At 67.3% G+C, this 23035-nt stretch carries 19 protein-coding genes; 11 read left to right on the forward strand and 8 right to left on the reverse strand.

Annotation, left to right across the window (positions count from 1 at the left end; all coding sequences use genetic code 11):
* Nucleotides 1–48 precede the first annotated feature (48 nt).
* A complete protein-coding gene (locus FZP69_RS05665) occupies nucleotides 49–819 on the reverse strand; it encodes a PAS domain-containing response regulator (RefSeq protein WP_152040374.1) in 771 nt (256 codons plus the stop codon).
* Nucleotides 820–1130: 311 nt separating this feature from the next.
* Between FZP69_RS05665 and FZP69_RS05670 the strand changes: the two genes are divergently transcribed.
* The 3 genes from FZP69_RS05670 (at nucleotide 1131) to FZP69_RS05680 (ending at nucleotide 5832) form a co-directional block, all read left to right on the forward strand.
* Nucleotides 1131–3194, forward strand: coding sequence for a hydantoinase/oxoprolinase family protein (locus FZP69_RS05670; protein ID WP_152040375.1), 2064 nt, complete (start codon nucleotides 1131–1133; stop codon nucleotides 3192–3194).
* Nucleotides 3191–5071: a hydantoinase B/oxoprolinase family protein gene (locus FZP69_RS05675; RefSeq protein WP_152040376.1), complete on the forward strand. Its 1881-nt coding sequence runs from the start codon at nucleotides 3191–3193 to the stop codon at nucleotides 5069–5071. Before FZP69_RS05670 ends, FZP69_RS05675 begins: the two co-directional genes overlap by 4 nt.
* A gap of 101 nt (nucleotides 5072–5172) precedes the next feature.
* Nucleotides 5173–5832, forward strand: coding sequence for an isochorismatase family protein (locus tag FZP69_RS05680; protein WP_152040377.1), 660 nt, complete (start codon nucleotides 5173–5175; stop codon nucleotides 5830–5832).
* 87 nt (nucleotides 5833–5919) lie between these two features.
* Here FZP69_RS05680 and FZP69_RS05685 read toward each other — a convergent pair whose 3' ends face one another.
* Nucleotides 5920–6576, reverse strand: a complete 657-nt coding sequence (locus FZP69_RS05685) for a hypothetical protein (RefSeq protein WP_152040378.1) — start codon at nucleotides 6574–6576, stop codon at nucleotides 5920–5922.
* Nucleotides 6577–6706: 130 nt separating this feature from the next.
* Here FZP69_RS05685 and FZP69_RS05690 point away from each other — a divergent pair, with 130 nt between their 5' ends.
* From FZP69_RS05690 to purL, 3 genes are all read left to right on the forward strand, one after another.
* Nucleotides 6707–7753 (forward strand): DUF7351 domain-containing protein, encoded by a 1047-nt coding sequence (locus FZP69_RS05690; RefSeq protein WP_152040379.1) that lies wholly within the window; start codon nucleotides 6707–6709, stop codon nucleotides 7751–7753.
* A gap of 137 nt (nucleotides 7754–7890) precedes the next feature.
* Nucleotides 7891–8535, forward strand: coding sequence for a helix-turn-helix domain-containing protein (locus FZP69_RS05695; RefSeq protein ID WP_152040380.1), 645 nt, complete (start codon nucleotides 7891–7893; stop codon nucleotides 8533–8535).
* Nucleotides 8536–8881: 346 nt separating this feature from the next.
* A complete protein-coding gene (gene purL / locus FZP69_RS05700; protein ID WP_152040381.1) occupies nucleotides 8882–11035 on the forward strand; it encodes a phosphoribosylformylglycinamidine synthase subunit PurL in 2154 nt (717 codons plus the stop codon).
* A gap of 46 nt (nucleotides 11036–11081) precedes the next feature.
* On the opposite strand, the gene FZP69_RS05705 is transcribed toward purL, so the two are convergent.
* Entirely contained in the window at nucleotides 11082–11267 is a 186-nt protein-coding gene (locus FZP69_RS05705) for a DUF7550 family protein (protein WP_152040382.1), read from the reverse strand.
* A 90-nt stretch (nucleotides 11268–11357) separates the two neighbouring features.
* Between FZP69_RS05705 and FZP69_RS05710 the strand changes: the two genes are divergently transcribed.
* The 3 genes from FZP69_RS05710 to FZP69_RS05720 all read left to right on the forward strand — a co-directional run bounded on the left by FZP69_RS05710 (nucleotide 11358) and on the right by FZP69_RS05720 (nucleotide 16878).
* Nucleotides 11358–13214, forward strand: coding sequence for an alpha-glucosidase (locus tag FZP69_RS05710; protein ID WP_152040383.1), 1857 nt, complete (start codon nucleotides 11358–11360; stop codon nucleotides 13212–13214).
* A gap of 6 nt (nucleotides 13215–13220) precedes the next feature.
* On the forward strand, nucleotides 13221–14978 hold the full coding sequence (locus FZP69_RS05715) for a glycoside hydrolase family 13 protein (protein WP_152040384.1): 1758 nt from the start codon (nucleotides 13221–13223) through the stop codon (nucleotides 14976–14978).
* Between the two features lie 124 nt (nucleotides 14979–15102).
* A complete protein-coding gene (locus tag FZP69_RS05720; RefSeq protein ID WP_152040385.1) occupies nucleotides 15103–16878 on the forward strand; it encodes an alpha-glucosidase in 1776 nt (591 codons plus the stop codon).
* Nucleotides 16879–17264: 386 nt separating this feature from the next.
* On the opposite strand, the gene FZP69_RS05725 is transcribed toward FZP69_RS05720, so the two are convergent.
* From FZP69_RS05725 to FZP69_RS05735, 3 genes are all read right to left on the reverse strand, one after another.
* Complete coding sequence (locus FZP69_RS05725; RefSeq protein WP_152040386.1) at nucleotides 17265–17654, reverse strand: DUF5367 family protein; 390 nt, start codon at nucleotides 17652–17654, stop codon at nucleotides 17265–17267.
* 28 nt (nucleotides 17655–17682) lie between these two features.
* Entirely contained in the window at nucleotides 17683–18198 is a 516-nt protein-coding gene (locus tag FZP69_RS05730) for a type II toxin-antitoxin system RatA family toxin (protein ID WP_152040387.1), read from the reverse strand.
* Nucleotides 18199–18291: 93 nt separating this feature from the next.
* The gene (locus FZP69_RS05735; RefSeq protein WP_152040388.1) at nucleotides 18292–19149 is read right to left on the reverse strand and encodes a DUF7351 domain-containing protein; all 858 of its coding nucleotides are present in this window, start codon (nucleotides 19147–19149) and stop codon (nucleotides 18292–18294) included.
* Nucleotides 19150–19726: 577 nt separating this feature from the next.
* Here FZP69_RS05735 and hisF point away from each other — a divergent pair.
* Together hisF and FZP69_RS05750 are read left to right on the forward strand one after the other, a co-directional pair.
* Nucleotides 19727–20548 (forward strand): imidazole glycerol phosphate synthase subunit HisF, encoded by an 822-nt coding sequence (gene hisF, locus FZP69_RS05745; protein ID WP_152040389.1) that lies wholly within the window; start codon nucleotides 19727–19729, stop codon nucleotides 20546–20548.
* A 54-nt stretch (nucleotides 20549–20602) separates the two neighbouring features.
* Nucleotides 20603–21436: a carotenoid biosynthesis protein gene (locus tag FZP69_RS05750; protein ID WP_152040390.1), complete on the forward strand. Its 834-nt coding sequence runs from the start codon at nucleotides 20603–20605 to the stop codon at nucleotides 21434–21436.
* 81 nt (nucleotides 21437–21517) lie between these two features.
* On the opposite strand, the gene FZP69_RS05755 is transcribed toward FZP69_RS05750, so the two are convergent.
* The gene (locus FZP69_RS05755; protein WP_152040391.1) at nucleotides 21518–21802 is read right to left on the reverse strand and encodes a DNA-directed RNA polymerase subunit L; all 285 of its coding nucleotides are present in this window, start codon (nucleotides 21800–21802) and stop codon (nucleotides 21518–21520) included.
* 145 nt (nucleotides 21803–21947) lie between these two features.
* Entirely contained in the window at nucleotides 21948–22985 is a 1038-nt protein-coding gene (locus FZP69_RS05760) for an MBL fold metallo-hydrolase (protein ID WP_152040392.1), read from the reverse strand.
* Nucleotides 22986–23035 lie beyond the last annotated feature (50 nt).

The following is a 23035-nucleotide window of genomic DNA, read 5'->3' on the forward strand; positions in this document are numbered from 1 at the left end:
AGGGTAGGCTGGGACGAACTGACGTGCGTGGATCGGCTCGGTCCGGAATCACTCCTCCACCGAGTCCGTCACGTTACTTGGACGGGTGTAGATGATGATCCCCTCGACGTCGCTATCCTCCATGAGATTGTACGCCCGGGCTTCCAGCTCGACGACCGAGCCGTCGGCGTGCATCGCTCGGTGTCTGATCCCCGTCGGTCGGTCGGGATCCGCCATTCGTTCTTCGAACCGGCGCTCGACCGTCTCGCGGTCGTCGGGGTGGATCAGCTCGAACGGTCCCAGCTCCCGGAGTTCGTCGGGCGTGTAGCCGAGGATCTCCTCGACCGATCCCGAGATGAAGACGATCTGGCCGCTCGCGTCGACCGTGGCGATGATGTCGGTCGCGTGTTCGACCACCTTCTCCAGGAAGCGGCGACTGCGTTCGGCGTCTGCTCGGGCGCGGCGCTGTTCGACGGCGTTCTCGATTCGTTTCACCAGCAGGTCGTACGTCTCCGACCCGCCGCCCTTCTGGAGGTAGTCCGTCACGCCCTTCGAGATGGCCTCGCTGGCGACCTCCTCGCTCCCCTTCCCCGTGAAGAGGATAAACGGCATCTCCGGATGTGCTTCCCGGACACGGTCGAGGAGGGCGAGACCGTTCTCGCCGGGCATGTCGTAGTCGCTGACGACACAGTCGAACGGTTCGGACGAGAGGCGGTCGAGCGCCGACTCGACGGTGGTCACGAACTCGGTCTCGACGCCCGCACGTTCGAGGTACGCGACGGTCAACTCGGTGAACTTCCGGTCGTCGTCGACGTGGAGGACGCGGACCTCTCCGTTCACCCTCTTCCCCGTCCGGCCGTTCCATTCATGTTACTTCTATACAGTAATCAGTTGATATATACCTGCTGGCAGGCCGATATCGCCGTCTGTTCCCGCACTGCGTCGGGCGAACAGTGGACGGATGTACTGACTGGCCGACGACCGGTGAAGGGCCACGGATCGTTCGCCGAGACTCCGTGAGTCGATCACCGAACTCCCGTGAGCCACCCACGGCGACGACCCTCTCCGTGCGGCCTCCCAAGACCGCCCAACATGAGTAGGGGCAACAGTTAGGCTTCCTCCCTCTGTTCGTCCGAGTGGAGTGTTTACAGTTGACACATAACCTCGGTGTGGACGTCGGCGGGACGTTCACCGACGTCATCGTGTTCGACGAGGAGTCCGGTGACCTCACCATCACGAAGGTGCTGTCCACGCCGGAGAACCAGTCCGACGGGGTCGTGACGGGCGTGACGCGGGCGACGGCGAAGGCGGGTACTGCCGTCGGCGACCTCGACCTGGTCTTCCACGGGACGACCGTCGTCACCAACATGCTCTTGGAGGAGACGGGCGCGGACGTCGGCCTCCTCGTGACGGGCGGGCACGAGCACGTCCTCCACCTCGCCCGGGCGTGGACGCCCGGCCCCCTCTACGGGTGGATGGCGATGGAGAAACCCGAACCGCTCGCGGACCTGGTCGACACCCGTGGGATCTCGGGGCGGGTGGCGTCGCCGTCGGGCGAGGTCACGGAGGGGATCGACGAGGAGGAGGTGCGTGCGGCCGTCGACGACCTCGTCGACAACGGCGTCGAGGCGATCACGGTCGCCCTGCTGAACTCGTACCTCAACCCCGATCTCGAACGCCAGGTCAGAGACGTCGTTTCGGCGGCCCATCCCGACGTCCCGGTCTCCATCTCCGCGGAGATCGTCCCCGAGTACGGCGAGTACGAGCGGACCCTCACGACCGTCATCAACGACTACGCCCGCCCGACCGTCATCCGCTACCTCGACACGCTCGACGACGCCCTCGCCGCCGAAGCGTTCGACGGGAAGATGAACCTCGTCCGCTCGGACGGCGGGCTGATGTCGTCGGCGTCGGCCAAGCAGCGCCCCGTCGAACTCGCGCTCTCCGGCCCCTCCGGCGGGGTCGTCGGCGCGGCCACCCTCGCCGGGAAGAAGGGGGTTCCGGACGTCCTCACGCTCGACATGGGTGGCACCTCGACCGACGTCTCGCTGGTCGAGGGCGGATCGCCGTCGACGTCGCGCGAGACGAAGGTGGGCTACCGCGAGTTCAAGTCGCGGTCGGTCGACATCAACACCGTCGGCGCGGGTGGAGGATCGATCGCCCGCGTCCAGATCAACGGTTCGCTCGTCGTCGGCCCCAACTCCGCCGGTGCCGACCCCGGCCCGGCCTGTTACGGACAGGGTGGCGAGGACCCCACGGTGACGGACGCGAACGTCGTCCTCGGGCGCATCCCCGCGGCCGTGAAACTCGGGGGCGACCTCGCACTCGACCGCGACGCCGCGCGGCGGGTGATGGAGCCGATCGCCGACGAGCGCGGGTCGAGCGTCGAGGCGGCCGCCCAGGCCGTCGTCGACCTCGTCAACGAGAACATGTACGGCGCGCTGCGCGTGGTGAGCGTCGAGCGCGGCTACGACCCCCGCGAGTTCGGTCTCGTCGCCTTCGGCGGCGCGGGGCCGATGCACGCCAACGCGCTGGCGGACCTCATCGGATCGTACCCCCTGATAATCCCGCCCGGACCGGGCGTGATGTCGGCGTTCGGCTTCCTCACCAGCGACGTCCAGAACGAGTTCACGGAGACCTACCTGGAGATCGAGACCGACGTCTCCGGCGACGACGTCGCCGCCGCCTACGACGACCTCCGCGAGGAGGCGAGCGAGTGGCTCCGGTCGGAGGGCGTCCCGGCCGAGAAACACGCGTTCGACTACTACGCCGACTGCCGCTACTACCGCCAGGACATCCAGATGTCCATTCCCGTGGCACTCGACGCCCTCACCGGCGAGCGTGGTCTCGCCGAGATCAAGACGGACTTCGAGACCCGCCACGACCGGCAGTTCGGCTTCTCGCTCGACGCCCCGCTCGAGATCGCCAACCTGCGCGTCATCGGGCGGGGCGAGGTGGCGGGCGTCGAACTCACCCCGGAGGCGCTCGGCGACGCGGACCCCGCGGCGGCACGGATCGCCACCGAGTCCGTCTACTTCGCGGGGACGCACCACGACACGCCCGTCTACGACCGCGACGGACTGCGACCCGGCCACCGCCTCGCGGGGCCGGCGGTCGTCATCGAGGACGACGCCACCGTGGTCGTCCAGCCGGACCACGTGGCCGAGATCGATCGGTTCGGCTGCATCGAGATCACCCGAGGTGAAACCCAATGAGCGACCCAGACCCCGAGACAGGGGGCGAACCCGACTTCGTCGGTGCCCACGAACGGATCGACCAGACCACGCTCGACATCGTCGAGTCGACGCTCGCGAACACCCGCTACGAGATGGACCGCGTCGTCGAGACCACGGCCATCTCGCCCGTCATCCGCGAGCAGTCCGACCAGTTCCCGATGATGGCCGACCGCCACGGGCGAATGGTGATGGGTCAGTTCGGCTCCGCCATCGACGAGGTCATCGACCACTCGCCGTTCGGCTGGGACGACCTCGAGGACGGCGACGTCATCGCGACGAACGACCCGTACATGTGCGAGGGGGCGGTCTCACACCTCCCCGACATGATGCTCATCCGGCCGATCTTCTTCGAGGGCGACCTCGTGGGCTTTTCGAGCCAGTGGGGGAACCTGATGGACGTCGGCGGCAAGACGCCCGGTTCTATCCCCATCAACGCCAACACGGTGTTCGAGGAGGGCGTGCGGCTGCCGCCCACGAAGCTGTACAAGCGCGGCGAGTTCGACGAGGAACTGCTGCAGACGTTCAAGCACAACACCCGGCTGCCGGAGCACGCCGAGGCGGACATCAAGGCGCTCGCGGCGGGGACGAAAGCCGCCGAAAAGCGCATCCAGGGCCTCTGCGAGCGGTTTGGGAAGGACACCTACCTTCTCGCCTGCGACGCCATCCTCGATCGGACCCGCGACGGCGTCACCCAGCTCATCCGCGACCTCCTGCCCGAGGGCGAGACGTTCGTCTTCGAGGACTACGCCGACGACGACGGCCAGGGGAACGGCCCCATCAAGCTCCACATGGAGATGCGCCGCGAGGGCGACGACGTCTACGTCGACTGGACCGGCACCGACGAGCAGGTGCCGGGAACGGTGAACTTCCTGCTCAACGAGAACATGTTCAAGATGTTCACCGGGGTGTTCCTCATCATGGCGTTCGACCCGCAGTTGACGTTCAACGACGGGTTCTACGACAGGATCCACGTCACCATCCCCTCGGGGACGGTACTCAAACCGGAGTTCCCCGCCGCCCTCGGGAACAGACTGACGCTCATGGCCCGGCAGTTCGACCTCCTGCAGGAGGTGTTCTCGAAGGCGCTGGGCGAACAGTTCTCGGTCGCGGGCTCGTACGGCACCTCGCCCAACCTCGTCTACGCGGGCACCGACGCCGAGGGGAACGACTTCCAGCTGCTGGAGATCCTCTACGGCGGCATCCCCGCGCGACCGGGCGGTGACGGTCTCGACGGCCACTCGTGGTGGCCGCTGTTCAAGACGGTCCCGACGGAGTACCTGGAGGCGTACTACCCGCTGACGGTCGAGGAGTACACCACCCGCGTCGACACCGGCGGTGCCGGGCAGTTCCGCGGTGGCCACGGGGTGAAGAAGGTGTACACGTTCGAGGCCGAGGGTGCGGTCACGTTCCAGGACGACCGCGCCCACACCTACCCGTACGGCGTCGACGGTGGGAGACACGCCCAGCCGTCGCGGAAGAAGCTCGTGCGGGCCGACGGCACGAGCGAAGACCTCCCCTCGAAGGTCGAGAACGTCCCCGTCTCGCCGGGCGACAGACTCGTCTTCGAGACCGCGGGCGGCGGCGGCCTCGGCGATCCGCTCGATCGCGCCCCCGAGACGGTCGCGCTGGAGGTGCGCCGCGGTCTCGTCTCCGCCGAGAGCGCGTACGAGGAGTACGGCGTCGTCCTCGACGACGGCACCCTCGACGCCGACGCCACGGCCGACAGACGCGACGAACTCCGCGCCGAGCGCGACGACCTCGCGGAGTTCGACTTCGGCCCCGTCCCCGACGAGGAGACGCTCGCGGCCCGCATCGAGGAGGAACGCCGGGCGTTCAACGCACGCTACACCAGCTGAGCCGGCTCGCGATCGCCCGCGTCCGGCTCCTGCGCCCCGTCCCGTTCGCGCAGTCGTCCACTTCGGCCGTTCGATCCACGCTCACCGACACCACTCACCCCATGACAGACGACCCCGACACGGACGCCGCCCACGGCGAGGCGGTCGCCCGCTACTACGCCGACCACGAGTTCGGTGGCGACGTCGGCTTCGGCGACCGGCCCGCACTGCTCGTCATCGACCTCATCAACGCCTTCACCGATCCGGAGACGAACCTCGGCTCGGACGTCTCGGACGTGCTCGACGCCACGGCCGACCTGCTGGCGGCGTTCCGCGAACGCGACCTTCCCCGGTACTTCACCACTGTCGCATACGAGGAGTCGTACGGCGACGCGGGCGTCTTCATCGAGAAGGTGCCCGCGCTGCGCGAACTCCGTCTCGACACCCCTGAGGTAGCAATCGACGACCGCGTCGCGCCCGTCGGCGACGAGCGCGTCCTGTTGAAGAAGTACGCCAGCGCCTTCTTCGGCACCGACCTCTCGACGGAACTCGTCACCGACGGCGTCGACACGCTCGTCCTCGCCGGCGTGACGACGAGCGGCTGTATCCGGGCGACCGCCGTCGACGGGATGCAACACGGCTACCGCGTCGTGGTCCCCGAGGAAGCGGTCGGTGACCGCGCCGCGGGACCGCACCGTGCGAACCTCTTCGACATCGACGCCAAGTACGGCGACGTCCGCTCCCTCGACGCGGTGCTCGGGGCGCTCGAACGGTTCGACTGAGCCGACGGAGCCGACGGAGCCGGACGGATCCGGCGGGATCGAGTCTGACGGACGAGCCGGAAACACCGCCGCCCGATCCCGACGTTGTCAGGCCGTGTTCCGCCAGCCGCGCGCGGAGAGGTCGAACGCGGCCAGTCCCACGAACACGAGGAAGTAGACGACGACGAACGGGTCCCCCACGGAGACGTCGAGCGGGGTCGACAGAGCGAAGGCGAGCCCGAAACAGGCGAGGTAGACGCCGCCGCGGGCCCCCCGGCGGCGGTTCCCCGGAGCGGTCAGATGCGGGAACAGCGCGACGAGGGCGACGGCGGTCACGGCGGCGACGGGAATCGCGGCGAGAACCGAGTCGACGACCAGCGCGACGAGGGCCCCGCCGTACGTCGCGCCGAGGAGCGTCGCGGAGACGTAGACGGCTCGCGTGACGTACGCCTGGTAGCCCTCGCCGGTCCCGAGCCGCGAGCCGTCGAGTCGGGGCCAGGGGCGACCGACCGACACCAGGCCGGACCGGAGCGTCCCGATGGCGATCATGGTCACGGGAGCCGCGACCACGACGCCCGTCTTGACCGCCAGATCGACGTAGGGCGTCTGGAGGACCGTCCAGAGCGCCAGCAGCCCGAGGACGACGACCTGGGTGAAGCCGTAGTAGCACACGTCGTCGATCCACCGGGCGACCGTCGGCTGCGTCTCCCGCGGACGCAGCTGCCGTTCGTCGTGCGAGCCGGGGCCGGAGTCACGCATCGACATCCCGCCCACGTCGATGCTCGTCCGACATATGTCTTGTTTCTATTCGTACACTCTCGGAAATTTTCTCCTCACCGCGTCGACGTCGGCAGGCGCGGCGAGGACGTAAGTAGCTCGCTCGCGGAGAGAACACATGTCCGACACGGACGCGGGGCCGACACCGGCCGAGGCGTTCGCCGCACTCGCCAGCCCGGTCAGAGTCCGTCTCGTCCGGACGCTGGGCGAGACGGCGGCCGACGACCCGGCCGCGATCACGTTCCTCCCGTTCGACCACCCCGACCGCGGGCTCGCGTACAGCGCGCTCCGCGAGCGGGTCGACGTCGCCGACAGCGGTCGGTTCAACTACCACCTCGGCGAGCTCGTCGGGAGTTTCGTCGAGAAGGAGGGCGACCGCTACCGACTCACCTGGCTGGGCGCGCTCGCGTACCGGTTCCTCGTCGCCGGACGGTTCTCGGCCGACCCCGTCCCCCGCCGGTTCGACCTCGACGACCCCTGTCACCGCTGCGGGGGCCGCGTCGAGGCACGATACACCGCCGACCAGCTCCTCTACGTCGACTGCACGGACTGCGGGCTGCGCACCATGATGATCCACGTCCCACAACACGGCGTGGCTGGGCGCTCGCACGAGGCGCTGCTGTCGGCGGGCGCGATGCGCTACCGGACCCACGTGCGGAGCCTCACTGCGGGCATCTGTCCGTGGTGTTCGGGTCGGGTCGAGACGGCCGTCGCCGAGGCCGACGACGAGACGCGCGGCCAGCCGGTCGCGACACATCTCTGTCGGGACTGCGGTGGCGTCTACTTCCCGTCGATCGGGGCGGCGCTCCTCTCACATCCGGCGGTCGTCGCGTTCTGTCACGCCCGCGGCGTCGACCTCCGCGACTACTACCCGTGGACGGTTCCGTTCGCTTTCGCGCCCGACCACGCGGCCGTCACCTCGCGCGACCCACTGCGGGTGCGCGTCGACGTGCGCCTGGCGGGTGACCGCTGTCGGGTGGTCGTCGACGACCGGCTGACCGTCCGCTCCGTCGCCGTCGCCACGGACGTGGCGGACGGGGACGAGAACGGGGGCGAGCAGGGGGACGAGAGCCAGTGTGAATCGAACGCACACGGACCGGGTGGAGACGAGCCGAACGAGGATGGGACGGGAGCCGGGGACGAGAGCGTCGTGTGGGACGGCTGAGCGCGCTCGCGTCGCCCCTCTCACTCGTCTCGTGTCAGGCGTCCCCCCTCGTTTCCACGTGTACTGAGCCCTGTACATGTGAAACGCTTATCATAGTGGCCCGCCACTCTCGGGGGGAGAGACAAAGGGAGAGGGAGATGTTCCAGGCGACACTGTACTTCAAGCAGCGACGTGATTGTATCCTGAACGAGCTGCTCGACGGTACCGACGAGTCGGTCGTCATCGAGATCGAGGAGGTCCAGAACGACACGGTCACGTTCGTCCTCAGGGCAGGTTCCCACGCCGACGAGTTCTACGAGCGACTGGCGGCGGCCGACCACGTCACGGAGGTCGTCCGCCTCAACGACGACAACCTCCTCGTGCGCAAACCGTCCTGCGGGGCGTACTCGGCGATCTACAAGAACCACGGGATGCTCCGCCGGCAGAACACGGTCGCCGGAAGCCAGCGGGTGTACCACGTTCTCTTCTTCCGGCGCGAGGACCTCAAGCGCATCGTGAACGACATGCGCGAGCTGGGGACGGTCTCGCTGGGGCGACTCGAAGAGGTTGGCGACCGACAGGCGGAGCTCACAGAACGACAGCGGACTGTCGTCCTCCACGCACTCCGGGCTGGCTACTACGAGTGGCCCCGCGAGGTGAAGAGCGAAGAACTGGCCGCCGAACTGGGCATCTCCCGGGCGACGCTCCACGAACACCTCCGCAAGGCCGAACAGCGGCTCCTCTCCGAGGCGCTCGGTCTCGCCGACGACCCCGCGGAGGCGTTCGCGGACGCCCGGTCGTAGGTCGTCGGGGCGCGGGCACAGCCAGCGAGACCGCCCGTCGCCGTCAGACCGATCGCACGGAGGAGGCTCCGACGGTGCATCTGGGTAGCGCTGTCGATCGGCTCGCGTATGAGTCTACTGGGACTCCGTGTGAGTCCACTGGCACTCCGTTCGGACGCGCGGGCGCTCGCCGCGCTCGCCACAGGGGGAGGCAGATGTGGAACCCCCGGTCGGACCGTGGGGCCGGCACACGAGGTGTGCGCCCCCCGTCGCGAGGACGGAAGACAGCGGACGCTGTCCGGTCGAGAGTATCCACGGTCGTGCATACAGAAACGCATTAATGGGGTGCGAATCGACAGGGGAGTGAATGAGCCTCCGCGATTCGGACCGCGAGATCGTCGAGCGGGAACTCGGCCGCGAGATCACGAGGGCCGAGGCAGCCCTCTTCGAGAACCTCTGGAGCGAACACTGCGCCTACCGCTCCTCCCGGCCCCTGCTCTCGGCGTTCGAGAGCGTGGGCGAGCAGGTCGTCGTCGGGCCGGGCGACGACGCCGCGGTCGTCGCGCTCTCCCGTGGAGACGACGACGGCGACACGGACGAGCCGATGTACATCACGCTGGGGATCGAGAGCCACAACCACCCGTCGTACGTCGATCCCTTCGACGGCGCCGCGACGGGCGTCGGCGGCATCGTCCGCGACACGCTGTCGATGGGCGCGTACCCGATCGCGCTGACCGACTCGCTGTACTTCGGCGACTTCGACCGCGAACACTCCCGGTACCTCTTCGAGGGCGTCGTCGACGGCATCAGCCACTACGGCAACTGCATCGGGGTCCCCACGGTCGGTGGGAGCGTCTGTTTCCACCCCGACTACGAGGGGAACCCGCTGGTGAACGTCGCCTGCGTCGGCCTGCTCTCGGCCGACCGTCTCCTCACCGCCGAGGCACAGTCGGCGGGTAACGAACTCGTCCTCGTCGGCAACGCGACGGGGAGAGACGGTCTCGGCGGTGCCTCCTTCGCCAGCGAGGACCTCAGCGAGGACGCCGAGACGGAGGACCGCCCGGCGGTGCAGGTGGGCGACCCCTACGCCGAGAAGCTCCTCATCGAGTGCAACGAGGCGCTCGTCGACGAGGGTCTCGTGGTGGCCGCCCGGGACCTCGGTGCTGCCGGCCTCGGCGGTGCCTCCTCGGAGATGGTCGCCAAGGGAGGGCTCGGTGCCCACATCGAACTCGACCGGGTCCACCAGCGCGAGCCGAACATGAACGCGCTGGAGATCCTCCTCGCCGAATCGCAGGAACGGATGTGTTACGAGGTCGCCCCCGGCGACGTCGAGCGCGTCCGCGAACTGGCTGATAGATACGACCTCGGCTGCTCGGTCATCGGCGAGGTCACGGCGGGCAACTACGTCTGTACGTTCCCGGCGAGCGAGGGCGACGGCCGCGAGACGGTCGTCGACGTCCCCGCCGAGTTCCTGGCCGACGGCGCGCCGATGAACGACCTCGCGAGCGAGGCTCCGCCCGAGCCAGCGGTCGACCGTCCGGACGTCGACCTCGTTGCGGCGTTCGAGGCCGTCGTCGGCAGTCCGAACACGGCGTCGAAGCGGTGGGTCTACCGCCAGTACGACCACGAAGTCGGCAACCGCACTGCCGTTCGACCGGGTGACGACGCGGCACTACTGGCGATCAGGGAGGCCGAGACGGGACTCGCCATCTCGGCCGGTGCCGACCCGAACTGGACGAGCGTCGCGCCGTACGAGGGCGCACGCGCCGTCGCGCTGGAGAACGCGACGAACCTCGCGGCGAAGGGGGCGCGGCCCCTGGCCGCGGTCGACTGTCTCAACGGCGGTAACCCCGAGAAACCGGACGTGTACGGCGGATTCAGACGTGTCGTCGACGGCCTCGCCGACATGTGCGACGCGCTCTCGGTCCCCGTCGTCGGCGGCAACGTCTCGCTGTACAACGACTCGGTCTCGGGGCCGATCCCGCCGACGCCGACGCTCGCCATGGTCGGCGTCTCGGAGTCGTACGACGCCCCGCCGGCCGCGGTCACTGGTGAGGGGACGCTCCTCCTGGTCGGCGACACCTCGACGAGGCTCGGCGGCTCGGAGCTCCTGGCGCAGGTCGGCGGAAGCGACCGCTTCCCGACACTGCCCGACGACCCCGCCACGATCGTCGACGCGCTGGCCGACGTCGCCGCACAGCCGTCGACCCTGGCGGTCCACGACGTGAGCCACGGGGGGCTCGCGGTGACGCTCGCCGAGATGGTGCGTTCGGGAGCCGGCGTCGCCGCGAGCGTCGACTCCGCTCCGGCGCTGTTCGCCGAGACGCCGGGCCGTGCGGTCGTCGAGACGACCGCACCCGACCGGGTGCGAGCACGGTTCGACGGCGTCGCGTCGGTCGCCGAGCTCGGCGCAGCCACCGAAAAAGGGGCGCTCGAGCTGACGGTCGGCGACGAGTCGGTGACGTACGACCACGAGGTCATCCGAGAGCTCCGGGGCGTGCTCGCCCGGGAACTGGACTGACCGTCGCGACACACGCGTGAGCGTCCGACAGCGTGTGGCGTCCCCCTCAGGCCGCGAGCAGCGGCAGTCCGAACGTGACGACGAGACCGACGGCGAGGACGGCGAGGCCGATGCCGACCTGCGACGTCGAAAACTCCTGCATCGGCGAGGTGACGCGCTCGTCGCCCGAACTCTCGTGGTCGCCGTGGTCGTGGTCACCGGGATGGTGGTCGTCTCCGTGTGTGTCTTCCATGGCCACGGGTTCGCGCCGGAATACAAAAACGACGGGGGATTCGCCCGCGTGGCCTGGCCATCTAAGTGCGTCCGTGCTGTCGCGTGAGGCATGTCTTCTCGATCACTCGACCGGACCTGGTGGCGCGAGGCGGTCGTCTACCAGATCTACCCCCGGAGTTTCAACGACACCGACGGCGACGGCGTCGGCGACATCCCCGGTATCGTCGAGAAAGTAGACTACCTCGACGATCTCGGCGTCGACGTCGTCTGGCTCAACCCCGTCTACGAGTCGCCGAACGTCGACGGCGGCTACGACATCGCCGACTACCGGTCGATCATGGACGAGTTCGGGACGATGGCCGACTGGGAGCAACTGCTCGACGGGCTGCACGACCGCGGGATGAAGCTGATCATGGACCTCGTGGTGAACCACACGTCGGACGAACACGAGTGGTTCGTGAAGTCGCGCGCCGAGGCGGAGCCCCACGGCGACTACTACCTGTGGGAAGAGGGGGGCCCCGAGGAACCGCCGAACAACTGGGAGTCGGGGTTCGGCGGGTCGGCGTGGGCGTGGGACGACGAGCGCGAGGAGTGGTACCTCCACCTGTTCGACGAGCGCCAGCCGGATCTCGACTGGGACAACCCCGAGGTGCGAGACGAGGTGTTCGAGATGATGCAGTGGTGGCTCGACAAGGGAATCGACGGCTTCCGGATGGACGTCATCAACCTCGTCTCCAAACCCGACGGGCTTCCCGACGGCGACCCCGACGGTGGATGGACGGGCGCAGAACACTTCTGTGACGGGCCGCACGCTCACGACTACGTCTCCGAGATGTACGACCGCGTCCTCGCCGACGCGGACGTGATGACGGTCGGCGAGTGCATCGGCGTCGACGTCGACGAGGCCTCGCGGTACGTCCTGCCCGACGGAGACGGGCTCTCGATGGTCTTCCACTTCGACCACGTCACGCTCGACTTCGACGACGAGGAGGGGTGGTACGAGGTCGCCCCCATCGACCTCCGCGAGCTGAAGGCGGTGTTCTCGCGGTGGCAGGAGGGGCTCGAGGAGCGGGGGTGGAACTCGCTGTACCTGGGCAACCACGACTGGCCACGAGTGGTGTCGCGGTTCGGCGACGACAGCGAGTACAGGCGAGAGTCGGCGAAGCTCCTGGGCACGCTGCTGCACACGCTCCAGGGCACGCCGTACGTCTACCAGGGCGAGGAGCTGGGGATGACGAACTTCCCCTGGGAGTCGCTCGACCAGCTCCGCGACGCCGACGCCCGCAACCGGATCGAACTCATGTACGAGGAGGGAGACGCGGAGGAGTTCGCGGACGTGAAGGAGCTCGTCCGGTACCGCTGTCGGGACAACGCACGGACGCCGATGCAGTGGGATTCGTCGCCGCACGCGGGGTTCACCGAGGGTGATCCGTGGTTGCCAGTGAACCCAAACCACGAGACGGTGAACGTCGCGGCCGAGCGTGCGGACGACGAGTCGGTGTGGCACTACTACCGCGACCTCATCTCCCTCCGTGACGAGCGCGAGGTCGTCGTCTACGGCTCGTACGACCTCCTGCTCCCCGACCACGAGGACCTGTGGGTGTACACCCGGACGCTCGCGACGGCCGATCGGGCCGGCGACGACCACGACCGCGCGGCCCAGCTCCTCGTCGTTCTCAACCTCTCCGACACGCCGACGGCGTATCGACTCCCTACTGGAGCCGACCTCGCCGACGGCGCGACGCCCGGAGACGCGGATCTCCTGCTCGGGAACTACGACGACGCCGTGGGCGCGGAGGCGGACGCGAACACCGAGACGGACGTGGATGCTGGGACTGACACGGAGACGAAGTCGGGCGTGGACGCCCGGTCGTTCACCGCTCGTCCGTGGGAGGCGCGGGTGTTCGACCTCTGTTCGCCGGGTCACGACGAACCGATGGAACCAAACGGAACCCCCTCGCGGTAGCGAACAATGGCCGACAGTGACATCGAACGACGCTGGTGGAAGGAGGCGGTCGTCTACCAGATCTACCCTCGCTCGTTCAACGACACCGACGGCGACGGCGTCGGTGACATCCCCGGTATCGTCGAGAAAGTAGACTACCTCGACGATCTCGGCGTCGACGTCGTCTGGCTCTGTCCGGTCTACGAGTCGCCGAACGCCGACAACGGCTACGACATCGCCGACTATCGGTCGATCATGGACGAGTTCGGGACGATGGCCGACTGGGAGCGATTGCTCGCGGCACTCCACGACCGCGACATCAGGCTCATCATGGATCTCGTGGTGAACCACACGTCGGACGAACACGAGTGGTTCCTGAAGTCGCGCGCGGGCGACGACGAGTACGAGGACTTCTACTGGTGGCGCGAAGGCCGCGATGCCGAGGCGGTCGACTGGCGCGCGACGGAGGGTCCCGACGGGGAGGCCCCACCGAACGCGTGGCGCTCGTACTTCGGCGGGCCGGCGTGGGCGTACGACGACGAGCGCGAGGAGTGGTATCTCCACCTGTTCGACCGGAAACAGCCGGATCTCAACTGGGAACACGAGCGAGTTCGCGAGGAGGTGTTCGAGCTGATGGAGTGGTGGTTCGAGAAGGGGATCGACGGCTTCCGGATGGACGTCATCAACCTCATCTCCAAACCCGACGGGCTGCCGAACGATCCCGACGATCCCTTCGGTGGAGCGATGACGGGGCCGACGAACGGCCCGCGCGTCCACGAGTTCCTCTCGGAGATGAACGACCGCGTCCTCGACCGCGACTACCTCACGGTCGGGGAGATGCTCGGACCGGAGATACCGATGGAACACGCCCGCCGCTACCTGAATCCCGACGAGGACGGCCTCTCGATGTTGTTTCACTTCGAGCACATGCTGCTCGACCGTGGCGACGACATCTGGGAGCGCAGCGAGTGGTCGCTGTCGGAACTCAAGGCGGTGTTCAACCGCTGGGACGAGGGACTGGCCGAGGAGGGATGGAACTCGCTGTATCTGAACAACCACGACCAGCCACGGATGGTGTCGCGGTTCGGCGACGACGGCGAGTACAGACGCGAATCGGCCAAAGTCCTGGCGACGCTCCTGCACACCCTCCGCGGCACGCCGTACGTCTACCAGGGCGAGGAGCTGGGGATGACCAACTACCCGTTCGAGTCGCTGGACGAGTTCCGCGACGTCGACACGCTCAATCCGCTCCGAAACGCCATCGAAGACGGTGAAGTCGAGTCGTTCGATGCCGTGAAAGAGGCCATCCGGGCGAACAGCCGCGACAACGCGCGGACGCCGATGCAGTGGTCCGCCGAGGAGAACGCGGGATTCACCGAGGGTGAGCCGTGGATCGGCGTCAACCCCAACCACGAGGAAATCAACGTCGCCGCCGAGCGAGCAGACCCCGACTCGGTGTGGCACTACTACCGCGACCTGATCGCCCTGCGTGAGGAGTACGACGTCGTCGTCTACGGCGACTACGAGCCGCTCTTTCCGGAGGACGACGCGGTGTGGGCGTACACCCGGACGCTCGCGACGGCCGACGGCGAGGAACGGCTCGTGGTCGTGTTGAACTTCACCGACGCCGAGGTCGCCGTCGGCCTTCCGGACGACGTCCCTCGGGAGGGGACGCTCGTTCTCGGCAACTACGCGGACGACGAGATGGACGACGATGCGGAACTCGCGACGGGCGACCTCCTCCTCCAGCCGTGGGAGGCACGCGTCTACCACCAGTCGGCCTGACGGCCACCGGCCTCGCTCGTCCACAGTCGGCGGTGGCTCCGGACCGCGGCGACGACCGTGCGCTCGCGTCTCGTCCGCGGTCCGGACCGATGGAAAAAAGAGAACCCGTTATCGAGTTCACCCAATGAGCGTCCCCGAACACGAACGCGAGTGGTGGAAGGAGGCAGTCGTCTACCAGATCTACCCTCGCTCGTTCAACGACACCGACGGTGACGGCGTCGGCGACCTCTCCGGCGTCGTCGAGAAACTCGACTACCTCGACGACCTCGGCGTCGACGTCGTCTGGCTCTGTCCGGTCTACGAGTCGCCGAACGTCGACAACGGCTACGACGTCGCCGACTACCACGCGATCCTCGACACGTTCGGGACGATGAGCGACTGGGAGCAGTTGCTCGACGGACTACACGATCGCGGGATGAAGCTGATCATGGACCTCGTGGTGAACCACACGTCGGACGAACACGAGTGGTTCGTGAAGTCGCGCGCCGGCGATCCCGACTACGACGACTACTACTGGTGGCGCGAGGGCGAACCCGTCACCGAGACGGCGTACGACGAGGGGCTGTACGACCCCGCCGACTACGGCCTCCCGAGAGAGGCCCGCGAACGGCCGCCGAACGACTGGGAGTCGTTCTTCGGGGGGCCGGCGTGGACGTACGACGACGAGCGCGGGGAGTGGTATCTCCACCTGTTCGACCGGAAACAGCCGGATCTCAACTGGGAACACGAGCGAGTTCGCGAGGAGGTGTTCGAGCTGATGGAGTGGTGGTTCGAGAAGGGGATCGACGGCTTCCGGATGGACGTCATCAACCTCATCTCCAAACCCGACGACCTCCCCGACGGCGCGGACGACGACGCGATCGTCCGCGGTGCCGACCAGTTCGTCAACGGACCCCGCGTCCACGAGTACGTCCGGGCGATCCACGACGAGGCCGTCCCCGACGGCGCGATGACCGTCGGCGAGATGGTCGAACTGAGCGTCGACGAGGCCGCGACGTTCCTCGGCGACGACGGGGACGGGATGAGCATGGCGTTCAATTTCGACCACATGCGCCTGGACTTCGGACCCGAGGGCGGCCGCTGGTCGCGGGGCGACTGGTCCGTTCGGGAGTTGAAGGGGACGATCTCCCGGTGGCAGACGGGGCTCGACGGTCGGGGGTGGAACTCGCTGTATCTGAACAACCACGACGAGCCGCGGATGGTGTCGCGGTTCGGCGACGACGGCGTCTTCAGGAGAGAGTCGGCGACACTGCTCGCGACGCTCCTGTACACCCTGCAGGGGACGCCGTACCTCTACCAGGGCGAGGAGATCGGCATGACCAACTACCCGTTCACCTCCTTCGAAGAGATCCGGGACGTGGACACGCTGAAGAACGTCGAGGCGCTCGAACGCGAGGGACGGTTCACGAGCGACGACGACCTCCTCGAACTCGTTCGCTATCGCTCTCGGGACAACGCGCGGACGCCGATGCAGTGGTCCGCAGAGGAGCACGCGGGTTTCACCGAGGGAGAGCCGTGGATCGGCGTCAACCCCAACTACGAGGAGATCAACGTCGAGGCCGCGCGCGCGGACAGCGAGTCGGTGTGGCACTACTACCGCGACCTGATCGACCTCCGCCACGAGGAGGACGTCCTCGTCTACGGCTCGTACGATCTCCTCCTCCCCGAACATCGGTGTCTCTGGGCGTTCACACGCACCCTGACGGACGACGCGGGCGAGGTCGGAGAACGGACGCTGACGGTGCTCAACGTCGGGAGCGACGAGACCGTCTTCGAGCCACCCGCCGACGTCGCCGGCGACGCGGCGGAGTTGCTCATCGCGAACTACGCGGTCGACTCGACGACCGTCGAGCGGGAGACGCTTCGGCCGTGGGAGGCACGAGTGTACCGGTTGCAGTAGGCTCGTCGAGACGCCGGGAGGAGTGATGGCGAACTGGCGGCACTCGTGTCCCGCTCACGACGCGATGTGCCGCGCTCGCGTGTCGCGCCGTCGTGGGTCGTCAGGTCATCCCGTGCCGCGGTGAACCAGGGTTGAGTCGGGTTCGTATTTAAGCCCTCGTGCCGGGCGACTCGCAAGTGCGCTCTCACGGGTGTCCCACCGCTGGCGGTCGCGGACGCGCGACCGGCAGGCGACTGTCGGACACTCGGCCGTCCTTCGGCGGGTCTGTCTCGTCGGAACCGGTCATACTGCCCCCGGCGTGAGGTGCCCGTCGACGCCGTCTCCGTGCGCACACTCGACGGAGCCCGGACGCAACCGGTGGCGCAGCCACTGCCGCAGGATCGCAATCACCGTCTGAGTGGGACGAACCCCGTCACCAAGACGATAGCGTAGCCGAACAGGAGGATCGCACCGAAGTTTACAACCGCTTCCGTCGACATCGCTGGGAAGACAGTCCCTGCAAACAGGACCAAGAGGACGTCCAGGAACATCCCCGGGATGGACATGAGTGCAGCGGCGCTCCGCCGTGCGTCGGTCGAGAGTCCGAGCCACCAGTACACTGGGTACGTCACTGCGGCCATGAGCGGGAGTACCGAGAGGAAGAACCCGGTGAGTAGCAGTGGGTTCGTCGGGGAGAGGAGCACGTGACCAGCGAGACGGAGTAGGACGGCAATAGAGAGCCAGACACTCAGTCCCCAGAGGATCAACCACCGGCTGGTGGTTCCGTCGAGTGACACGCTCGCTGAACTGGTCGTCGTCCCACTATCAGTAGAGTGCATTGACACCTCTGTTACTGCGGGTTTCGTCCGTGTCTGTTCGCGTCTCGTCGGCCATCCGTGAGCGTATTTCGTCCTCCCAGCGGTCGAATATCGTCTCGATGATTCCGGGAGCGATGTACTCGAAGTACTTCGAGATGAGTACACCGAGCGGCCCGTACCGCGGGTCGAAGTCGAACGTGATGGTCATACGGACACCGTCATCGTCTTCTGAGAGTCGCCACTCTCCGTCCATACGAGTGAAAAACCGCCGGTGGAACACGCTACTCTCGACGTGGACCGAGACGGCGAACGCTTGCCCATCTTCCCAGTGGGTACACGTTTCCGTCCACTCGTTCCCGTTCGCATCGACACAGCGACGAATCATTCCTTCGCCCTCCCCCTCGACGACCGCGACCGTCGAGAGGTTCGGCGCGACTTCTCCGTACAGCTCCTGGTCGGTGATGACGTCCCAGACGATCGCTCGCGGGGCGTCTACCGTTCTGTGCATACTGATCGTGGTCATTGGATGGTGCAACTGAACACAGGCCGCTCGTGGAAATAAATGATCGCAGAATGATAGTTCTGTAATCCCCGTTACCGAAGATCCGTTTTGTCGTCACTCCGACCGTTCGACGCCGACGACGTCCATACGCTCGTCGAGAGTCAGTTCGAGCGCGTGCCCGTCGGACCGAATCGTGATCCTTGCCGTCCACGGGTCTTTGGAGATCACTTCTTCGGAGAACTCCCGCGCGAGCGCCCGCATCCGCCAGTACGGCAGCTCCGTCACGTCGACACCCCCGTCGTAGAAGAACGAGATCGTCGCAGGGTGGGACACGACGTGGCCGAACAGCGGAACACGTGCCTCGTACTTGCAGTTCTCACAGCGATGTATCGTCGCGACGTCGTCCGCTCCCTCGGTACCCTGGTTGAGAACGTCCATCGTCATCTCGCAGGCGCAGTTCGGACAGATTCCATCCATCGCGAGGCCAAACCGTGATCGGGTCCAGCGATCGAACACGCTCGCAAACCCCTCCGGTGATCGACCGTCGAGGCCCGCCGGCGGGAACTCGTTCCACATCACCACTGCCCCGCACTCCTCGCATTCGATGACGCCGTACTCGTCGTACCGGACGACGAGTGTGCCACCACAATCCGTACACTGGGCATCGATCGGAGCCGGCCCGATTTCTGCGTGCTGCGTGATCGATCCCGCCATCACCGCCCGCACGACTTCGCGGCCAGCCTGGGTTAGTCTGTAGCCCTCTTCACTCTTCGAGAGGAAGTGACCGACGAGTTTGTTCAGATGGTAGTTGAATTTGCCACTGTCAGGACTCCCGACCCGTTCTCTGATCTCGGAGAACGTGTTCGTCTCTTCGGCGGACTCCCAGACTGCTCGAAGAATCGCCGTTCGCATCTGATCGCCCAGGAGCCAGAAGGCTTCGTCCGGAGAGAGCCCCTCCTCGTCGGATTCCATACCGGGGTATCGATGACGAACGGCATAATGCCACACGAAGCTGTGGGAGAACCCGCTCGGCGATCTGAACCCGAGCGGTTCGGTGAGACACCTGGGAGGCAGGACGACTGCCGCTGGTGACAGCCGAGACCACCAGTGGTCGGAATCGTCGCGAGCCAGCGCGAGTCACGTGTGAATCCGATCTGCCCGCCGACCTCCTCGGGGTGTCCGACGACCTCGGCTCCGACGTCTTCGTAGGTGAGTTCGACCAGTGCGCACACGACGAGTGAGACGATGGCTGTCGAACTGTTGCCGTGTGGGAGGGGCGACTAGAGGTCCACCCACGGTTCTTCGTTCGCCCGCTCAGTTCGCTCGCCAGCGGGTCGTGATCGCTGTCACTCGTGTTCGGAAGACGTGGTTGTCGAGGGGGTGTGTCCGACAGCCCCGCGCCTCTCCCGGGAGCGACAGACCCGACGGCGAATCGCATGTCAGCTAACGAGTGGTTCCCGATACGTCGGCGATAGACGCTGCTGTCGTACGTGACGAGGCGATCGAACAGGCTCCTTTTGAACTCCGGTTGCGTACACACCCTCAACAGATGACGTTAACGAAGCGAATCATCCCCTGTATCGACGTCGACCTCGACGACGAGGGGAACGCGGCCGTCTACACGGGAGTCAACTTCGAGGACCTCAAGTACACCGGCGATCCCGTCGAGATGGCAAAACGGTACAACGAGGCCGGCGCCGACGAGTTCGTCTTCCTCGACATCACCGCCTCGGCCGAGGGGAGAGAGACGATGCTGGACACCGTCTCTCGCGTCGCCGACGAGGTGTTCATCCCGCTCACCGTCGGGGGCGGTATCCGCACGAAGGACGACATCAAAGAGACGCTCCGGGCGGGCGCGGACAAGGTGTCGATCAACACCGCCGCACTCGACCGCCCCGAGATCATCGACGAGGGCGCGCGCGCGTTCGGCTCGCAGTGTATCGTCATCTCGGTCGACGCGCGCCGCCGCTACGACGAGGCCGGCGAGTACTACGAGCAGGTCGACGGTGAGTCCTGCTGGTTCGAGTGCACGGTCAAAGGTGGCCGCGAAGGGACCGACATCGACGTGGTCGAGTGGTCCGAAGCGGCCGAGTCCCGCGGGGCGGGCGAGCTCTTCGTCAACAGCATCGACACGGACGGCACGAAGGACGGCTACGACATCCCGCTCACGAAGGCGGTCTGTGACGCGGTCTCGACGCCGGTCATCGCCTCGTCGGGCTGTGGCGGCCCGGAACACGCCTACGAGGTGTTCACGGAGGCGAACGCCGACGCCGCGCTCGCGGCGTCGATCTTCCACTTCGACGAGTACACCGTCCGCGACGTCAAGGAGTACCTCGACGAACACGGGGTGCCGGTCCGACTCGAGGACTGAGCATGCGGCGTGGTAGCGTATGAACTAAGCCGCTCCGCTCACGTCTCGTCGTCCGTGCGCCTCATCTACCCCGCCTTCACCGCCGCGATGGCGCTCGCGTCGCTGGTCTGTCTCCTCGACGCCCGCGAGTCGCGCGACCGGACCATCCTGTACGCGACCGCCGTCGTCTACGGACTCGTGCTCGAGAAGGCCACCATCGTCTTCTTCGACGCGTACACCTACCCGGCCGCGTCGTACGTGTTCGACGCGTTCGGCATCCCGCTGGCCATCGGGCTCGGCTGGTCGGCGGTCATCTACGCGGGGATCGCCACCGCCGAGAGAGTCGGACTGACCACGTCGCTCCCCGCCTTCACCGCGCTGTACGCTCTGCACGTCGATCTCGCGATGGACGCCGTCGCCATCCGCGTCCCGTTCTGGGAGTGGACGCCGCCGGGGCCGTGGTTCGGCGTCCCCCTCGGCAACTTCTTCGGCTGGTTCTGCGTCGCCCTGCTGTTCCCCCTCTGGTTCCGGACGCTCCGTCGGCGAACCGCGAATCCGCTGGTTCTCGGCGGCGGCACGCTCGTCGGATCGCTCGTCACCCTGCAACTCCTCTTGGAGGTGTGGGTGCGGACGGTCGATTCGGTCACGCTGGGTGCCAGCATCCTCCTCGTGCTGGGTGCCGGAGCGACCGCTCTCGTCGTCCGCGACAGCCCGCGGTTCGACGTGACCCCGCCCCGGACGGCGTTCGTCGTCGCGCTCGTCTACCACGGCTTCTTCCTCGCCGTCCTCTTCGCCACCGGCATCCACCGGACGACGCCGCCGCTCGTGATCGTCTCGGGCGGGATGCTCCTCCTCGGACTCGCCGTCCACGTTCGGCCGGGCGACCTCGGACGATCGGTGCGGCCGTGACTTCTGAGGTACCCCGTCGGGGGAAGACGCGCCGCGCGGCGAACTCGGCAGGTGACGTCGAACGAGAGAACCGAGAACCGATTACAGCGCCGCCTCGAACGCGTCGCGGAACTCCCGTGTGGTCTCCTGCACGCGGCCCGCAGCGTCGGCGAGCGCGTCGAGCGGGTCGACGCCGGACTCGGTCTTCAGCGTCAGGATCGGTTCGGTCTGCCCACCGGACTGTTCGGGGTTGACGTCGTACGTCGCCGCCGCGACGCCGGGTGTCTCCAGCAGACTCCCCTTGAGGACGTTCATGAACGTGTGGTCCTCTCCAGCGACCTCGATGCGGAGTTGTTCGTCAGTCTTGTCGATGACCCGCAGTTCCATACACTCACTTCCCCGGTGACGCGTTTCAACGTTTCGTGTCCCGCGCGCTCTCCCCCGCCTCCCGTTCCGTCGCGACCGTCCGTTCGGCTCGTCGCACCGGTCGTCGACGGACGGGATAAGTCGTCAGTGGGCGTGAGAGCGGTCCTCAGCGAGCAGGAAAGAGGCTGTCGACCCGAACGTCCGTGTCGACCAGCGCGTACGCGTCCCCGTCGCGTTCGACGACGCCCGCGTGGGCGAGGTGGTCGAGGTGGGCCCAGGCTTCACCCGGACCGTGCAGGATGTGGATCCCCTCGAGGCCGCCGAACAGGTGGGCGGAGACCGTCCAGACGTCGCAGGGGCCGTGTGTCGACAGGACGTCGACGACACGTCGCGTCCGCTCCCTGTGGTGGTCGAGGATCGTCCGTGCCCGTTCGGCGGGCGCGTCGATCGCGTCGCGATGTCCGGGCCACACGCGCCGCCACCCGGCGTCGGCGACGCGTTCGAGGCTCTCGACGTACCGCTGCAGCGGCGCGTCGACGCGGAGATCCGCCCCGCCGACGTTCGGCGTATACTTCGGGAGGACGACGTCGCCGACGAACGCCTCGCGACCCTCGGCGGCGTCGAACGCGAACCCGCAGAGGCCGGCGGCGTGGCCCGGCAGGTGGACGACGTCGAGGACGGAGCCGCCGATCCACAGACGGTCGCCGTCGGTGAACGGGGTCACGTCGACCGGCTCACCCTGCGCCCCGGCGTGCGAGTCGAGGAACGAACGGAGCTCCCCGCGTGGTCCGTCGGGGATCCGCCACTCCTCGAATCGGCGCTCCTCGAGGGCGTGATACCGGTCCCACGCCGTCTCCTCGCCCGCGACGAGCGACGCGTCGGCCGCGTGGACGTGGACGGTCGCGTCGCTGGCGGCCTGGATCTCTCCCGCCAGTCCCGCGTGGTCGGCGTGCCAGTGCGTGAGCACGACGTCGTCGACGTCCGCGATGGCGTAGCCGTATTCGGCCAGCCCCGCCTCGAGTTCGGCGCGCGTCTCCTGGGTCGAGACCCCGGCGTCGACGAGTCCCAGCCGCTCGTCCGCGCCCGTCCCGCCGAGGACGTAGACGTCGTTCAGCCCCTCGAAGACGGTGTTGCCGAGCTGGATCCGGCGGACGGTCGCGACCTCGTGACCGTCGTCGGGACTGCCGGGTCGGTCTCCGGTCATGTACTTCGTCCCCGTGGCGTGGTAATGAGCGTTTTCACCGCCACCGATCC

This window comes from Salinigranum salinum (assembly GCF_009176545.1).
GTDB lineage: Archaea > Halobacteriota > Halobacteria > Halobacteriales > Haloferacaceae > Salinigranum > Salinigranum salinum.

Excerpts from the sequence above, each read along its gene's own strand:
- FZP69_RS05675 (WP_152040376.1), top strand. The coding sequence starts at position 3,191 with ATGAGCGACCCAGACCCCGAGACAGGGGGCGAACCCGACTTCGTCGGT.
- FZP69_RS05680 (WP_152040377.1), top strand. The coding sequence starts at position 5,173 with ATGACAGACGACCCCGACACGGACGCCGCCCACGGCGAGGCGGTCGCC.
- FZP69_RS05685 (WP_152040378.1), bottom strand. The coding sequence starts at position 6,576 with ATGTCGATGCGTGACTCCGGCCCCGGCTCGCACGACGAACGGCAGCTG.
- FZP69_RS05690 (WP_152040379.1), top strand. The coding sequence starts at position 6,707 with ATGTCCGACACGGACGCGGGGCCGACACCGGCCGAGGCGTTCGCCGCA.
- FZP69_RS05695 (WP_152040380.1), top strand. The coding sequence starts at position 7,891 with ATGTTCCAGGCGACACTGTACTTCAAGCAGCGACGTGATTGTATCCTG.
- purL (WP_152040381.1), top strand. The coding sequence starts at position 8,882 with ATGAGCCTCCGCGATTCGGACCGCGAGATCGTCGAGCGGGAACTCGGC.
- FZP69_RS05705 (WP_152040382.1), bottom strand. The coding sequence starts at position 11,267 with ATGGAAGACACACACGGAGACGACCACCATCCCGGTGACCACGACCAC.
- FZP69_RS05710 (WP_152040383.1), top strand. The coding sequence starts at position 11,358 with ATGTCTTCTCGATCACTCGACCGGACCTGGTGGCGCGAGGCGGTCGTC.
- FZP69_RS05715 (WP_152040384.1), top strand. The coding sequence starts at position 13,221 with ATGGCCGACAGTGACATCGAACGACGCTGGTGGAAGGAGGCGGTCGTC.
- FZP69_RS05720 (WP_152040385.1), top strand. The coding sequence starts at position 15,103 with ATGAGCGTCCCCGAACACGAACGCGAGTGGTGGAAGGAGGCAGTCGTC.
- FZP69_RS05730 (WP_152040387.1), bottom strand. The coding sequence starts at position 18,198 with ATGACCACGATCAGTATGCACAGAACGGTAGACGCCCCGCGAGCGATC.
- FZP69_RS05735 (WP_152040388.1), bottom strand. The coding sequence starts at position 19,149 with ATGGAATCCGACGAGGAGGGGCTCTCTCCGGACGAAGCCTTCTGGCTC.
- hisF (WP_152040389.1), top strand. The coding sequence starts at position 19,727 with ATGACGTTAACGAAGCGAATCATCCCCTGTATCGACGTCGACCTCGAC.
- FZP69_RS05755 (WP_152040391.1), bottom strand. The coding sequence starts at position 21,802 with ATGGAACTGCGGGTCATCGACAAGACTGACGAACAACTCCGCATCGAG.
- FZP69_RS05760 (WP_152040392.1), bottom strand. The coding sequence starts at position 22,985 with ATGACCGGAGACCGACCCGGCAGTCCCGACGACGGTCACGAGGTCGCG.